The organism is Streptomyces tagetis, assembly GCF_018069565.1.
In the GTDB taxonomy this organism is placed as follows: domain Bacteria; phylum Actinomycetota; class Actinomycetes; order Streptomycetales; family Streptomycetaceae; genus Streptomyces; species Streptomyces tagetis.
Genome location: NZ_JAGPNL010000001.1, coordinates 1,119,773 through 1,133,225, shown reverse-complemented (window position 1 = coordinate 1,133,225; position 13,453 = coordinate 1,119,773). Strand labels below are relative to the sequence as shown.

Annotated in this window: 13 protein-coding genes; all 13 read right to left on the bottom strand. The window is 75.0% G+C overall.

Translation table 11 applies throughout. The annotated features are described in order from the left end of the window. Positions 1-9: 9 nt before the first annotated feature. The gene (locus J5Y05_RS04840; protein ID WP_210868478.1) at positions 10-1,383 is read right to left on the bottom strand and encodes an MFS transporter; all 1,374 of its coding nucleotides are present in this window, start codon (positions 1,381-1,383) and stop codon (positions 10-12) included. 33 nt (positions 1,384-1,416) lie between these two features. Then, positions 1,417-1,776 (bottom strand): MmcQ/YjbR family DNA-binding protein, encoded by a 360-nt coding sequence (locus J5Y05_RS04835; RefSeq protein WP_210868477.1) that lies wholly within the window; start codon positions 1,774-1,776, stop codon positions 1,417-1,419. A gap of 181 nt (positions 1,777-1,957) precedes the next feature. Beyond that, positions 1,958-2,860: a LysR family transcriptional regulator gene (locus tag J5Y05_RS04830; RefSeq protein WP_210868476.1), complete on the bottom strand. Its 903-nt coding sequence runs from the start codon at positions 2,858-2,860 to the stop codon at positions 1,958-1,960. 116 nt (positions 2,861-2,976) lie between these two features. Beyond that, positions 2,977-4,188, bottom strand: a complete 1,212-nt coding sequence (locus J5Y05_RS04825) for a glycine C-acetyltransferase (RefSeq protein ID WP_210868475.1) — start codon at positions 4,186-4,188, stop codon at positions 2,977-2,979. Positions 4,189-4,257: 69 nt separating this feature from the next. Continuing rightward, complete coding sequence (gene tdh, locus J5Y05_RS04820) at positions 4,258-5,286, bottom strand: L-threonine 3-dehydrogenase (protein WP_210868474.1); 1,029 nt, start codon at positions 5,284-5,286, stop codon at positions 4,258-4,260. Positions 5,287-5,538: 252 nt separating this feature from the next. Continuing rightward, on the bottom strand, positions 5,539-6,102 hold the full coding sequence (locus tag J5Y05_RS04815) for a GAF domain-containing protein (protein WP_210868473.1): 564 nt from the start codon (positions 6,100-6,102) through the stop codon (positions 5,539-5,541). A gap of 58 nt (positions 6,103-6,160) precedes the next feature. Further along, positions 6,161-6,778, bottom strand: coding sequence for a GTP-binding protein (locus tag J5Y05_RS04810; protein WP_210868472.1), 618 nt, complete (start codon positions 6,776-6,778; stop codon positions 6,161-6,163). Continuing rightward, a complete protein-coding gene (locus J5Y05_RS04805) occupies positions 6,756-7,136 on the bottom strand; it encodes a DUF742 domain-containing protein (RefSeq protein ID WP_210868471.1) in 381 nt (126 codons plus the stop codon). Before J5Y05_RS04805 ends, J5Y05_RS04810 begins: the two co-directional genes overlap by 23 nt. After that, positions 7,133-7,567 carry a roadblock/LC7 domain-containing protein gene (locus J5Y05_RS04800; RefSeq protein ID WP_210868470.1) on the bottom strand — a complete coding sequence of 145 codons (435 nt, stop codon included), beginning with the start codon at positions 7,565-7,567 and terminating at the stop codon, positions 7,133-7,135. Before J5Y05_RS04800 ends, J5Y05_RS04805 begins: the two co-directional genes overlap by 4 nt. Before the next feature lie 116 nt (positions 7,568-7,683). Further along, positions 7,684-9,714, bottom strand: coding sequence for an ATP-binding protein (locus J5Y05_RS04795; RefSeq protein ID WP_247614035.1), 2,031 nt, complete (start codon positions 9,712-9,714; stop codon positions 7,684-7,686). A gap of 445 nt (positions 9,715-10,159) precedes the next feature. Continuing rightward, entirely contained in the window at positions 10,160-11,221 is a 1,062-nt protein-coding gene (locus J5Y05_RS04790; RefSeq protein ID WP_210868469.1) for a phosphotriesterase family protein, read from the bottom strand. Beyond that, a complete protein-coding gene (locus tag J5Y05_RS04785; protein ID WP_210868468.1) occupies positions 11,218-12,234 on the bottom strand; it encodes a DMT family transporter in 1,017 nt (338 codons plus the stop codon). The genes J5Y05_RS04790 and J5Y05_RS04785 overlap by 4 nt, the downstream gene beginning before the upstream one ends. A gap of 391 nt (positions 12,235-12,625) precedes the next feature. Beyond that, positions 12,626-13,378, bottom strand: a complete 753-nt coding sequence (locus J5Y05_RS04780) for a glutamine amidotransferase (RefSeq protein ID WP_210868467.1) — start codon at positions 13,376-13,378, stop codon at positions 12,626-12,628. Between the last annotated feature and the right edge of the window lie 75 nt (positions 13,379-13,453).

The window sequence follows — 13,453 nt, the reverse complement described above, 5'->3', positions numbered from 1 at the left end:
CCGCCCGGGTCAGTGCTTCCCGGCCGGGGCCGCCCCCCGGCCGGGTTCCGCCGTGCGGGCCGGGGCGGGCGGGGGCGCGTCGGCCCGCACCAGTGAGCGCACCGCCGGTATCAGGAGCAGGCCGGTGCAGACGACGAGGCTCATCGCACCGGAGACCAAGAGGACCTCGCCGGCGCCGAGGACGGAGGCGGCGGGGCCGGCGAGGGCCTGGCCGACCGGCATCATCGCCAGGGAGCCGGCGACGTCGTAGGCGTGGACGCGGTTGAGCACGTCGGGCGGCACCTGGGTCTGCACGCTGGTCGCCCACATCACGCCCCAGAAGGACATGCCGGCCCCGGCGACGGCGGCACCGGCGGCCATGGCCGGTACGCCGAGCCCCGCGCCGACGCTCGCCGGGAAGGCGGCGAAGCCGAACAGGGCCAGGGCACCGGCGCGCAGCATCCGGCGCGGGCGCAGCCGCAGGGCGAGGAGCCCGCCGACGACGGTGCCCGCGCCCAGCGCCGAGTTGACCAGGCCGTAGGCGCGCGGGCCGTGCCGCTGCACCACCTCGGCCGCCACCAGCGGCACGGTCGGCCCCCAGACCGCGATCATGTAGACACCCCAGACCGCGATCACGCCCCAGAGCCACGGGCGCGCGGTGAACTCCCGCCAGCCTTCGGCGAGATCGGCCCGGAACTCCCTGGTGCGCGCACCGAGCCCCACGGTGCCTCCCTGGGGCGCGGGCGGGGGCCCGGGGAGGCGGAGCAGGAGCAGGCACAGGGCGCTGATGCCGTACGTGGCGGCGTGGGCGGCGAAGACACCGCCGGGCGAGGCGAAGCCGACCAGGAGCCCGGCGGTGGCGGGACCGGCGAGCTGGGCGGCGGACTCGGCGACGCGGATGGCGCCGTTGGCGCCCTGGACGTCGGAGGCGAGGCGGGTCACGGTGCCGGCGACACCGGGCTGGAAGACGGCGCCGGCGATGCCGTTGACGAAGCCGATGGCGCAGATCTCCCACAGCACCACGTGGCCGGAGAAGAACAGCCCGGCCGCCAGGGACTGGGTGCCGAGCCGCGCCAGGTCGGCGCCGATCATCAGCCGGCGGGTGCTGAACCGGTCGGCGATGACACCGCCGAAGACGACGAGCCCGGCGAAGGCGGCGGCCGTCGCGGCCATGGCGAGGCCGACGGCGCCCGCACCGTACCCGTGCTGGAGCAGGCCGGCGGCGAGCGCCACGGGCAGCATGGTGTCGCCGAGCCGGGCGATCGCGCGGGCCGCGAAGAACAGGCCGAAGTCCCGTGACCAGACGGGGCGTTCACGCTGCCCCTCCCCCACCCCCGAGGTCCCGCTCACCTTCGTCCTCCGCTTCCCCCCGTCGCTCCCCCGGCCCCCGCGCCCTGGGATCATGCCACGGCCCGCCGCGCCTCCCGAAGGGGTTTCCTACTCGTCGGCGGGCAGGCCCAGGCGAGGATGGACCTCCAGCAGTCGGGGCGGGGCGGCCTGGCGCCAGGAGTCGGCGAGGATGTCGCGCAACTCGCCCTCGCCGTCGAGGGCGGCGAGCCGCACCCGCACCCAGGCGAAGCCGGCCTCGTGCCCGGCGATCCAGAACTTCTCCGGCTCGGCGAGGGCGAGTTCGTCCCGTTCCTCCTTGGGGCAGCGCACCGCGATGGACGTCTCGTCCTCGGGCAGGGTGGCGAACATCTTGCCCGCGACCCGGAAGGTGGGCATGCTCCAGGCGGTCTTCTCCGCCGTGTCGGGCAGGGACAGGGCGATACGGCGTACGGCGTCGGCATCGGGCATGTCCCGCACGGTATCCGCCACCACCGACAACGGCGGCGGGGTGCGGTGCGTACGGGGCACGGCGGGGCGGGACGCACCGGGCGAGCGAGCACGGCTTGGGCCTGCGGGGCGGCGGCGGGGCGCGGCGAGCCCGGCGGGGCACTGCGGCGCGCACCCCGCCCGGCCCGTCAGCCGACGGTGTTCAGCGGTCCGCCGCCGACTCCAGCGCCTCCAGGACCGGCCGGATCAGCGGATGCCCCTCCGCCCCGCGGCGGACGGCGGCGAAGACGCGGCGGGTGGGGGCCGTCCCGTCGACCGGGCGGACCACCACGCCGGTCAGGTCCATCCCGCGCAGCGCCGAGCGCGGTACGAGGGCCACCCCGGCGTCGGCGGCGGCGAGGGAGACCACGGCGCGGAAGTCGTCGGAGGAGTGTTCCAGGCGGGGCTGGAAACCGGCGTTCTCGCAGGCCAGCACCACCACGTCGTGGCAGGGATTGCCGGGGTAGGGGCCGATCCACGGGTCCTTCGCCAGTTCGGCGAGCGGCACCCGCCCGGCGCCGGCCAGCCGGTGGGCGACCGGGACGACCGCGTCGAACGGCTCGGCGTAGAGCGCCACGTGGGTCAGCCGGGGGTCGTCGGCGGGCGGCGCCCCCCGGTACTCGACGGCGACGGCGACGTCGACCTGCCGGTCCAGGACCATCGGGAGGCTGGCGTCGCCCTCGGCGTCGCGGACCCGGATGCGGATACCGGGTGCCGAGGAGGCGAGGCGGGTCAGCGCGGGCGCGACGACGAAGGCGATGCCGGTGGCGAAGGAGGCGACGGTGACCGTGCCGGCCGCGCCGGAGCCGTAGGCGGCGAGTTCCGCCTCGGCCCGTTCCAGTTGGGCGAGGACCGCGTTGGTGTGGGTGAGGAGGATCTCCCCGGCGGGGGTCAGCCGGACGCCCTTGGCGCCGCGCTCGACCAGGCGGTGGCCGGTCTCCTGCTCCAGGGCGCTGAGCTGCTGGGAGACGGCCGAGGGGGTGAGGTAGAGCGCGGCGGCAGCCGCCGTCACCGTGCGGTGGTCCGCCACCGCACGGAGGATGTGCAGCCGCCGTGCTTCGATCACGGGACCGATTGTCTCAGGTCGGAGGGTGCGCCCCCCGACCTGAGACCGCGCCGAGGCGCGCTCGATCGCGCGGACCGGCCGCCTCACGCCGTGGACGCACCCCCACGCGGCGGACCTCAGGCCGCAGGCGCGCGCTCCGCGTCGAGTTCCGTCCGGGCGGCGACGAAGGCGTCGACGGCGCGGTCCACGTCGGCCTCGGAGTGGGCGGCGGAGAGCTGGACGCGGATACGGGCCTCGCCCTGCGGCACGACCGGGTAGGAGAACCCGATCACGTACACGCCGCGCTCCAGCAGCAGCTCCGCCATGCGGCCCGCCACCGAGGCGTCGCCGATCATCACCGGCGCGATGGGGTGGTCGCCGGGGAGGATGTCGAAGCCCTCCTCGGTCATCCGGCGGCGGAACCGCTCGGTGTTCCCGGCGAGCCGTACGCGCAGGTCGTCGGCGGACTCCAGCAGGTCGAGGACCTTGAGCGAGGCCGCGGCGATCACCGGGGCGAGGGTGTTGGAGAAGAGGTAGGGGCGCGAGCGCTGGCGCAGCAGGGCGACGATCTCGGCACGGGCGGCGACGTAGCCGCCGGAGGCGCCGCCGAGGGCCTTGCCGAGGGTGCCGGTGAGGATGTCGACCCGGTCCATGACGCCGTGCAGCTCGGGGGTGCCGCGTCCGCCGGGGCCGACGAAGCCGACGGCGTGCGAGTCGTCGACCATCACCATGGCGTCGTAGCGGTCGGCCAGATCGCAGATCTCCGCGAGCGGCGCCACGTAGCCGTCCATGGAAAAGACGCCGTCGGTGACGATGAGGCGGCGCCGGGCGTCGGCCGACTCCTTGAGGCGCTCCTCCAGCTCGGTCAGGTCGCGGTTGGCGTAGCGCAGGCGGCGGGCCTTGGAGAGGCGGATGCCGTCGATGATGGAGGCGTGGTTGAGGGCGTCGGAGATGACGGCGTCCTCGGGGCCGAGGAGGGTTTCGAAGACGCCGCCGTTGGCGTCGAAGCAGGAGGAGTAGAGGATCGTGTCCTCCTGCCCGAGGAAGGCCGACAGCCGGGCCTCCAGCTCCTTGTGCACCTCCTGGGTGCCGCAGATGAAGCGTACGGAGGCCATGCCGTAGCCCCAGCGGTCCAGCGCGGTGTGGGCGGCGGCGAGGACCTCGGGGTGGTCGGCGAGGCCGAGGTAGTTGTTGGCGCAGAAGTTGAGCACCTCGCCGGGACGGCCGCCGGCGGTGACCTCGACGGTCGCGGACTGCGGGGTGCCGATGACCCGCTCGGGCTTGTGCAGCCCGGCGGCGCGGATCTCGTCGAGGGTGGCGCGCAGATCGTCGCGCACGGAGTCGAACATGACAGCTCCTGGGGGGTGGGAGGGCCGGGCGGCTCGGGCGGTCCGGCGGGGAGGGCGCGGCCGGACGGCTCAGGCGGTCCAGTCGAGGATGACCTTGCCGCCCCTGCCGCTCGCGGCGTCGGCGAAGGCGGCCTCGAACTCGTGGTGCGCGTACCGGCCGGTGATCACGGGGGCGAGGTCGAGGCCGCCCTCCAGCAGCACCGACATGGCGTACCAGGTCTCGAACATCTCGCGTCCGTAGATGCCCTTGATGGTGATCATGGAGGTGACGACGCGGGCCCAGTCGACGGGGAACTCCTCGGCGGGCAGGCCGAGCATGGCGATCCGGCCGCCGTGCGTCATGTTGCCGATCATGTCGCGCAGGGCCTCGGGGCGGCCGGACATCTCCAGGCCGATGTCGAAGCCCTCGCGCAGGCCGAGTTCGCGCTGTCCGTCGGCGATGGTGTTCCGGGTGACGTCGAGGGCGAGGCTGACGCCGATCTCGCGGGCGAGCCGGAGGCGTTCCTCGCTGACGTCGGTGATGACGACGTGCCGGGCACCGGCGTGCCGGGCCACGGCGGCGGCCATGAGCCCGATGGGTCCGGCGCCGGTGACGAGGACGTCCTCGCCGACGAGCGGGAAGGAGAGGGCGGTGTGCACGGCGTTGCCGAAGGGGTCGAAGATCGCGGCGACGTCGAGGTCGACGGGGACGCGGTGCACCCAGACGTTGGCGGCGGGCAGGGCGACGTACTCGGCGAAGGCACCGTCGCGTCCGACGCCGAGGCCGACGGTGGCGCGGCAGAGGTGGCGGCGGCCGGCGAGGCAGTTGCGGCACCGGCCGCAGACGAGGTGGCCCTCGCCGCTGACCCGGTCGCCGGGCTTGATGTCGGTGACGTCGCGGCCGGTGCCGACGACCTCGCCGACGAACTCGTGTCCGAGGACGAGCGGGGTGCGGATGGCCTGCCGCGCCCAGCCGTCCCAGGCGTGGATGTGCAGGTCGGTACCGCAGATGCCGGTGCGCAGCACCTTGATGAGGACGTCGCCGGGCCCGACGGCGGGCTCGGGCACGTCCGCGAGCCACAGGCCGGGCTCGGCCTTCTCCTTGACCAGCGCCTTCAACGCTACGGCTCCTGAGGGTGAGGTCCCGGCGCCGGGCACGACGAAGGAGCCCGGGTCCGGGGCGGCGAGGGGATCGGACAGCAATCTGCCGTACGACCCGGGCCCGGGTCCATCGAGCTTTTCTTAACCACGGCCGCAGCTTTCCTTCACACCACCCCCGCCCGCCCCGGCCGGGGCCCCGCCCGCGGGAGCCACCCGCCTGCGGCCACGGCCCCGTTCACAGGGGCGGCACCGCCCCGGCCGGGGCCCTGCTCACAAGGGCAGTCCGTCCTCCGCGCTGCGTTCGATGCGCCGGACGAGGTCGGCCGCCGCGGCCTTGATGGCCTCCAGTCCGGCCGTCCCCCAGGCGCGGGTGCGGACGTCGCAGGCGGCGACGGTGCCCAGGACGGTGCCGGTGCCGTCGATGAGCGGGGCGCCGAGGTAGGAGCGGATGCCGAAGCCGTCGACGACGGGGTTGCCGGCGAAGCGCGGGTAGTCGCGCACGTCCTCCAGGACGAGGGCCTTGCGCCGGGCCACGACATGGGGGCAGAAGCCGTGGTCGCGGGCGAGGAAGCGGCCGAGGGCGGCGCCGGTGCCCTCGCCCGGCGGGTCGGGCGCGTGCAGTCCGGCGAAGAACTGCCCGTTCTCCACGAGGAAGTTGACCATCGCGTACGGCGCTTCGGCGAGGACGGCGAGTCCGTCGGCGAAGGCGTCGAGGGCGGGGTCGGGGCGCTCTGCCAGGCCGAGGAGGCGCAGCCGCCCCATCCGGGCGGGGCCGTCCGGGTCCTCGGGGGTGAGCAGCAGCCGTCCGGCCGGGCGCGGCGGGTCGTAGCTCATCGGCGGGCTCCGTCGCTGGGGTCGGGGGTCATGGGCGGCTCCTGGCGGGTGGGGGGTGTCACCGGTGGGCGCCGGGCCCCGTCGCGGGGGCCGGGGTGTGGGTGAGGAGGTGGCGTACGAGGGTCAGCAGGGTCTGGACGCCGGAGCTGGAGATCCGGGCGTCGCAGCGGACGATGGGGATGGCGGGGTGGAGGTCGATGGCGGCGCGGACCTCCTCGGGGTCGTAGCGGTGGGAGCCGTCGAACTCGTTGACGGCGACCACGAATCCGACCCCGCGCTCCTCGAAGAAGTCGACGGCGGCGAAGGACTCCTCCAGGCGCCGGGTGTCGGCGAGGACGACCGCGCCGAGGGCGCCCTCGCACAGTTCGTCCCACATGAACCAGAAGCGTTCCTGGCCGGGGGTGCCGAAGAGGTAGAGGACGTGTTCCTCGTCGAGGGTGATGCGGCCGAAGTCCATGGCGACGGTGGTCTCGGCCTTGTTCTCGATGCCGTCGAGGCTGTCGGTGGCGGCGCCGGCGGTGGTGAGCAGTTCCTCCGTGCTGAGCGGCGCGATCTCGCTGACCGCGCCGACGAAGGTCGTCTTGCCCACCCCGAATCCGCCGGCCACGAGGATCTTGAGGGCGGTGGGGAACGGGTCGGCGCGGTCGCCGTGGTCAGAGCTGGCGTCGTAGTCCATCGAGCACTGCCTCCAGAAGGGCCCGGTCCGTGGGGTGGTGGTGGAACGCGGCGGGGGGCTTGGTGGTCAGCGCCCCGCAGTCGACGAGGTCCGCGAGCAGCACCTTGGTGACCACCACGGGCAGTCGCAGGTGGGCGGCGAGTTCGGCGACCGGGACCGGAGCCCGGCACAGGTCGAGCGCGTGGGTGTGCTCGGGGCCGAGGTAGCCGAAGGGGGTGACTCCGGTGGCCATCACCTGGGACATCAGGTCGAGGGCCACGGTGGGCCGGGTGCGGCCGTTGCTGACGGTGAAGGGGCGCACCAGTCGTCCGGCGGCCTCGTCGAGCCAGGGCCCGTCACCCGCCGCTGCCGCCCTCAAGACCTCGTCGCCGGGGGTGCGGCTGCCGGGCGGCGGGGGGCGGTGACCAGGTAGGGGCGGACGCTCTTGACGAGCATCGCCATCTCGTAGCCGAGCACGGCGGCGTCGGCCTCGCGGCCTGCCATGACGGCCAGGCAGGTGCCGGAGCCGGCGGTGGTCACGAAGAGGAGGGCCGAGTCGAGTTCGACGACGACCTGGCGGACGTCCCCGCCGTCGCCGAAGCGCACGCCGGCGCTGCGGCCCAGGGAGTAGAGGCCGGAGGCCAGGGCGGCCATGTGGTCGGCACTGTCCGCGTCCAGGCCGTGGACGGACTTGACCAGCCCGTCGCAGGACAGGAGTACCGCGCTGGTGGTGTGCGGTACGCGCTGTACGAGGCCGCTCATCAGCCAGTCCAGGTCGGATGTGGGGCCGGTCGGCGCGTCGCTCGCCATGGTGGATCGACTCCTTGAGGTGCGAAGGTCTGCGGGGGCGCTGGGGGTGGGTGCGCCGGGGGTGGGGGTACGGGAGGCGGGGGTGCGGGAGGCGGGGGTGCGGGAGGTCGGGGCGGTCATCCGGCGGGCGCGCTCCCGTCGTGCCGGGCGGGGAGGCGGGGGCGGGGCGCGGAGGGGCCGCTCCCCTCGGTGAAGAGGGTGAGGGCGGAGGCGTCCTGGGGCGCGGTGCCGTCCGGTGCGGTGGCCTCCAGGCCCGTTGTCTCCAAGTCCGTTGCCTCCAAGCCCGTGGTGTTCGAACCCGTGGCGTCCAGGTCCGTGGTCTCAAGACCCGTGGGGCTCAGGCCCACGGCCCCCGGGCCGCTGCCGTCCCCTCCCGTGCCGTCCGCTCCGGCGAGGCCGCCGGGGTGGGTGTCCGGGTGGGTGTCCGGATGGGTGTCCGGATGGGTGCCCGGATGGGTGCCCGGATGGGTGTCCGGGTGGGGCGCATCGGCGAGCGGTGCCGCCTCGGCGAGGCCGATGCCGCGCCGGAAGGCGGCCATCAGGCCGGGGTCGTGGACGGCGTGCTCCCCGGGGTCCGGGTCCTGGCGCGGGGCGGGGCCGCCGCGCAGTTGCGGGACGAGGTGTTCCTGGGCGCGGCGGCGGGGCAGGTCGGGCTTGTCCGGGGTGGCCCGGACCGCGGCGTGCCGGGGTACCGGCGGGGTGGCCGCGTGTTCGGCGAGGACGCCCCGGTCGGCGGGGCGGATGCCGGGGACGGCGGCGGCCGGGGTGGTCCGGTCCCGGCGCTCACGGCGCAGGGGCAGCGGTACGGGGCCGGTGGCGTCGGGGCCGGAGGCGGGCGGCGCGGGGGTGCCGGGGGACGGGGCGGGCGCCTCCGGGACCGGCGCGGGGTGGGCGACCGGGCCGGGGGCCGCGCCCGCGGTGCCGGCGGCGGGGAGGGCGGGGGCCGGGCCGAGCAGGTCGCGCGGGAGGACCAGGACGGCCTGGACCCCGCCGTAGATGTTGCTCTGGAGGCGGACCGAGATGCCGTGGCGGCGGGCCAGTTGGGAGACGACGTAGAGGCCGATGCGGCCGTCGGCGAGCAGGCGGGCCACGTTGACCTGGTCGGGGTCGGCCAGCAGGTCGTTCATGCGGGTCTGTTCGGCGGCCGGCATGCCGAGGCCGCGGTCCTCGACCTCGACGGCGAGTCCGGAGGTGACGGTGGCGGCGCGCAGCAGGACCTGGGTGTGCGGGGCGGAGAACAGGGTGGCGTTCTCGACGAGTTCGGCGAGCAGGTGGATGACGTCGGCGACGGCGTGGCCGCGCAGGGTGCCGTCGATGGGCGGGACGAGGCGGACCCGGGAGTACTGCTCGACCTCGGCGATGGCCGAGCGCAGCACCTCGGTCATGTCGACGGGATTGCTCCACTGCCGGCGGGAGACGGCGCCGCCGAGCACGGCCAGGTTCTCGGAGTGGCGGCGGATGCGGGTGGCGAGGTGGTCGACGTGGAAGAGGCCCTTGAGCAGGTCGGGGTCCTCGATCTCGTTCTCCAGCTCGTCGAGGAGGGAGATCTCGCGGTGCACCAGGGACTGAAGGCGCCGGGCGAGGTTGACGAAGACCTCCAGCTTCTGTTCGCTGCCGGTCCGGCTGGAGAGCCGGGCGGCCTCGACGACGGCGGTCACGGCGCCCTCGTGGGCGCGGGAGAGGTCGGCGGCGAGCAGTTCGAACTCGTCGGCGTCGTGCGGCGGGCCGCCGCGGCTCTTGCGCCGGGGCGGGGCCTCGCCGCGGCGCAGGGCCTCGACGAGCGAGCGCAGTTCCTCCTCGCCGCGGGCGGTGCCGGCGCGCAGGGCGCCGACCCGCTCCTGGACGGTGCGGGCGACCCGGTCGGCGGCGATGGCGGCGATGACGACAGCGGCCACGGCGACGCAGACGGCGCCGCCGAGCACGCCCCACAGGACGAGGGTGGTCCGGGCGCCGGTGGAGCGGACGGTGAACAGAACGGCCGCGCAGGCGCTGAGGGCGACCGCGACGGGCGGCAAGACGGCCATGCGCAGCAGGTGGGGCCGTATGTGGGTCTCGGGGAGCGCGGGGGCGGTGCGGGGGGCGGGCCGGCCGTGCCGTCCGCCCTCACGGCGGTCCGCACGCGCGGCCGGGGCGCGGAGGTGCGACATCGGTGTCCTCGTCCTGGTCCGTCGGGCCTGGGCGCTCGCGCGGGGTGCCGGACGCCGCGCGGGCCCGCGACGCCCCGGTGGGCAGGCGTCGTCGCGGTGTCGGACGGGACCGGCGTACCGGCCCTGCGTCGTCCGACGGACACTCACAGTAGTCGGACGGGGAACCGGTTCGGAGCGCTGTGGACAAAGTCCCCCGGTAGGGGTCCCGCTCTGGTATGAGGCGTCGTACGACAGACCGATAACCGGGCGAAGCATCCGTTCCGGAAGGGCCGTAGAGCGGTCTCATGTGATCAGAATCGGTCACTGTCGGTGATCACGGCCAGGCATCGGGGAAGGCGGGGCGGACGGCCGCCGGCACCGGGTCCCGCACCCCGGACACGCCGACGGGCGGCACCCGCGCCGGAGGACCCGGCCGGCGTGCCGCCCGTCGGGCGGGGAGGCCGGCTCAGCCGCGCGGCCCCGCCCCCGTGAGCATCCGTACGGGGTTGTCGTGGGTCAGGGCCCGGACCCGGTCCGGGTCGACGCCGCGCGCGGTGAGCAGCGTGCCGAAGACCGTGGGGACGAAGGTCAGCCCGTTGCCGCCGTGGCGGGTCCACATCTGCTTGAGGAACAGGTCGTGGCTGAGCAGGAGCTGTCCGCCGTGGCCTCGGGAGACGAGCCCGGCGACCGCGTCGGCGGTGCGCTCCGCCCGCGGGGCGGCACCCTCGTACGGGAAGGTGACGTCCATGCCGATCATGTCGAACTCCAGCCACACGCCCCGGGCGGCGAGGGAGTCCTGGTAGGCGGTGTCCTCGCCGGAGGGGTCCATGTGCGCGAGGACCACCCGGTCCGGGGCGACGCCCACCTCGCCGAGGACGATGTCGAGGACGTCGTGGGCCCGCCGCTGCCACCCGGGAAGGTGGATCATGAGCGGCACGTGCGGATGGTTGAGCTGGGCGAGGGCGGAGGCGCGCAGCGAGAGCCGCTCCCCGGCGGTGAAGTACGGGGAGACCCCGATCTCGCCGATGAGTCCGGGCCGGACGCGGTCCTCGGTGACGCCGTGGGCCAGCTCGTCGTCGATGGCCCGCGCCTGGGCGTCGACGGCGGTGGCCGCGATGCGGTCGCCCTCGAACTTCTCCAGGTAGGCGCCGCAGCCCATGACGACGTGGACGCCGCTGCGCAGGGCCGCCTCGCGCAGCCGGGCCGGGTCGCGGCCGATCACGGCGCTGGAGGTGGCGTCGACGATGGTGCCGCCGCCGGCCGCCCGGAACGCCTCGACCTCGCCGAGCACGTCCTCGACCGGCTTGGCGGCGAGGTTGTCGGGACAGCAGTACGGGTCGTGGCGCAGCGCCCAGGCGTCCGACGCGGTGACCGGCCGGTCGGCCAGGAAGCGGCTGAAGTCGTGGCTGGGGGCGTCCAGCACGCCGGAGAGGTCGTTGAACAGGTGCTCGTGCGGCAGGACGAGGCCGAGCCGGTCGGCGGCCACCGGACCGGTGACGGTCTGGACGTGGGGCGCGGGGCCGGTCATGACCGGCTCACGGCGGGCGTGGAGCGGGAGGGGATCATGGCGATGCCCGCGGCGACGATGGCGAGCACCGTGCCGATCACGGTCACCAGGTGGACGGTCTGGCCGACGGAGGTGCTGACGCCGTCCAGGATGAGCGATCCCAGGAGCTGGCCGGCGACCGAGGAGAGGCCGAGGAGCAGCAGGCCGAGGCCGCGGACGAGCAGTGCCATGAGGCCGATGGAGAGCAGGCCGAGCGCACCGCCGGTGTACATCCACCAGGTGCCGGGGAGGGCGAAGTGGGCGCCGCCCAGTGCCAGGCGGACGAGGAGCCCGGCGAGCAGGACGGTGAAGCCGACGAGGAAGTTGAAGCCGATCGAGACCAGCATGGAGCCGGTGGAGTCGGCGACGGCGGCGTTGCCGGCGGGCTGCCAGCCGGCGAGCAGGCCCGCGGCGAAGGGCAGCAGGGCGAGCGCGACCGTGCCCGGCACGTGGAAGGTGGGGGCGATGGCGAGCGCGGTGGCGGCGATGGCGAGCAGGGCGCCCAGCAGGCGGGGCGGCGAGAGGGGCTGCTTGACGCCGGAGGTGACGCCGAGGCGGTCGCAGATCACGCCGGAGATGATCAGACCGGAGACCAGGGAGATCTGGAAGACGGCGACGCCGAGCGCGCCGACGGTGATGCCCTCGGAGAGGACGACGGCGCCGCCGCAGAGGCCGGCCAGCCAGTTCCACCAGCCCAGGCGGCCGGAGCGGATCTGCTCGGGGATGCCGAGGGCCTGGCGCCGGGTGGTGGGCCGGGCGAAGACGATGACGGCCATGAGGATCAGGCCGGTCCCGAAGGAGATCACCGCCGCGGCGTTGCCGTCGTCGACGGTCTTGCCGAGGGCGCCGTTGACGGTCGCCTGGAGGGGGCTGAGCGTGCCCGCCAGGACGGTGGCGACGACCAGGAGGGCGGTGGTCGCGGGGCGGACGCTGCGGCCGGCGGCCTGCGGCTCGGCCCGCACGGCGGGCGGGGCGGGGGGAGGAACGTACGTCATCGTAGGTCCGCCATCTCTCTGTGTGTGCCGCGGTGGGTCCGCGGGGTGTGCGAACGAAGGGGCGACGCGTCCTGCGCGTCGCGGCCGGCCGCCGGGGCGGCGGTCCCCCGCGCCGTCCCGAGGACGGTCGCGGCGGGGGTGACACCGCCGGAGGCGGTGCCGGGCGCCGCGGCCGGGGCCACGGGCGCCGGGTGCGCGCGTGCGCGGGGGCCCGGTACGGCGACGACGACGCGTGGGCCGGTGCCGGGGGTGACGACGGTTCTGCCTCCCGCAGCAAGGCTACGGGCCGGGCGCGGAAACGCGTCGCCGATCAGGGGGGCCGGCGCCGTGCCGGCCGGGGCCGGCCGGCGCCCGGGGCGGGCGCCGGCCGGGTGCGCGGGGGCCATGCCGGCTACTCCGCGGAACCCGCGAGCCAGGTGACGGCCTGGTGGAACAGCCGGCGGTAGCCCTTCCACTCGACGAACTCGGCGGGGGCCCAGTGCGGCGAGATGTCCGAGGCGAAGGCCAGGGTGCGGCCGGCGCCCTCCGTCCGTACGGCGAGCAGCGGGCGGGACTCGACGGTGGCGAGGACGGTGGCGTCGGGCTTGGCGGTGAGGCGCTGGTAGCCGAGGAGGACCGGCCAGCGGGCGTCGAGCCCGGCGGTGACCTCGTGGGCCTCGCCGGTCAGTTCGCCGCTGACGCCTTCGGGGCACTCCTCGCGGTCGTCGTAGGGAAGGATGTCGACGGGCAGGACGTCCTCGACGGCGGTGCCGTGGTAGTTGGCCTTGGCCTGGAAGCCCTGGAAGCTGAGGTAGCCGCCGGCCATGGCGAGGCCGCCGCCCTGGCGGACCCACTCGGCCAGGAGCTTGATCCGGTTCGGGAACGGGCGGCCCTGGGCGAAGACCTGCGGGTGCAGCAGCAGGGAGTTGGCGCCGATGTCGGAGAGGATCACGACGTCGTACGCGCCGAGCTTCTCCAGGGTCTCGGGGAAGTCGGTCGCCACCGCGTGCGAGGGCAGGTGGGTGACCTCGTGGCCCTCGGCCTCCAGCGCCTCGATCAGGGGGGTCGCCCCCACTTCGAGCTGGGCGTGGGGGAAGGCGTCGTAGCCCTTGAAGTCGGTCGAGGCGTTGATCCACGACTCGCCTGCGATGAGAACGCGTGCCATGTGGGGGCTCCTAGTCGGCGCACTTTGCGCAACGTTGTGCTTGCTGTTGCGCAAACGCTAGGTTCACGTTTCGCT

Bases quoted from the DNA above. Each gene is read 5' to 3' on its own strand.
- J5Y05_RS04840 (WP_210868478.1), bottom strand. From the start codon at position 1,383: ATGATCCCAGGGCGCGGGGGCCGGGGGAGCGACGGGGGGAAGCGGAGG.
- J5Y05_RS04835 (WP_210868477.1), bottom strand. From the start codon at position 1,776: ATGCCCGATGCCGACGCCGTACGCCGTATCGCCCTGTCCCTGCCCGAC.
- J5Y05_RS04825 (WP_210868475.1), bottom strand. From the start codon at position 4,188: ATGTTCGACTCCGTGCGCGACGATCTGCGCGCCACCCTCGACGAGATC.
- J5Y05_RS04815 (WP_210868473.1), bottom strand. From the start codon at position 6,102: ATGAGCTACGACCCGCCGCGCCCGGCCGGACGGCTGCTGCTCACCCCC.
- J5Y05_RS04810 (WP_210868472.1), bottom strand. From the start codon at position 6,778: ATGGACTACGACGCCAGCTCTGACCACGGCGACCGCGCCGACCCGTTC.
- J5Y05_RS04800 (WP_210868470.1), bottom strand. From the start codon at position 7,567: ATGGCGAGCGACGCGCCGACCGGCCCCACATCCGACCTGGACTGGCTG.
- J5Y05_RS04795 (WP_247614035.1), bottom strand. From the start codon at position 9,714: ATGTCGCACCTCCGCGCCCCGGCCGCGCGTGCGGACCGCCGTGAGGGC.
- J5Y05_RS04790 (WP_210868469.1), bottom strand. From the start codon at position 11,221: ATGACCGGCCCCGCGCCCCACGTCCAGACCGTCACCGGTCCGGTGGCC.
- J5Y05_RS04785 (WP_210868468.1), bottom strand. From the start codon at position 12,234: ATGACGTACGTTCCTCCCCCCGCCCCGCCCGCCGTGCGGGCCGAGCCG.
- J5Y05_RS04780 (WP_210868467.1), bottom strand. From the start codon at position 13,378: ATGGCACGCGTTCTCATCGCAGGCGAGTCGTGGATCAACGCCTCGACC.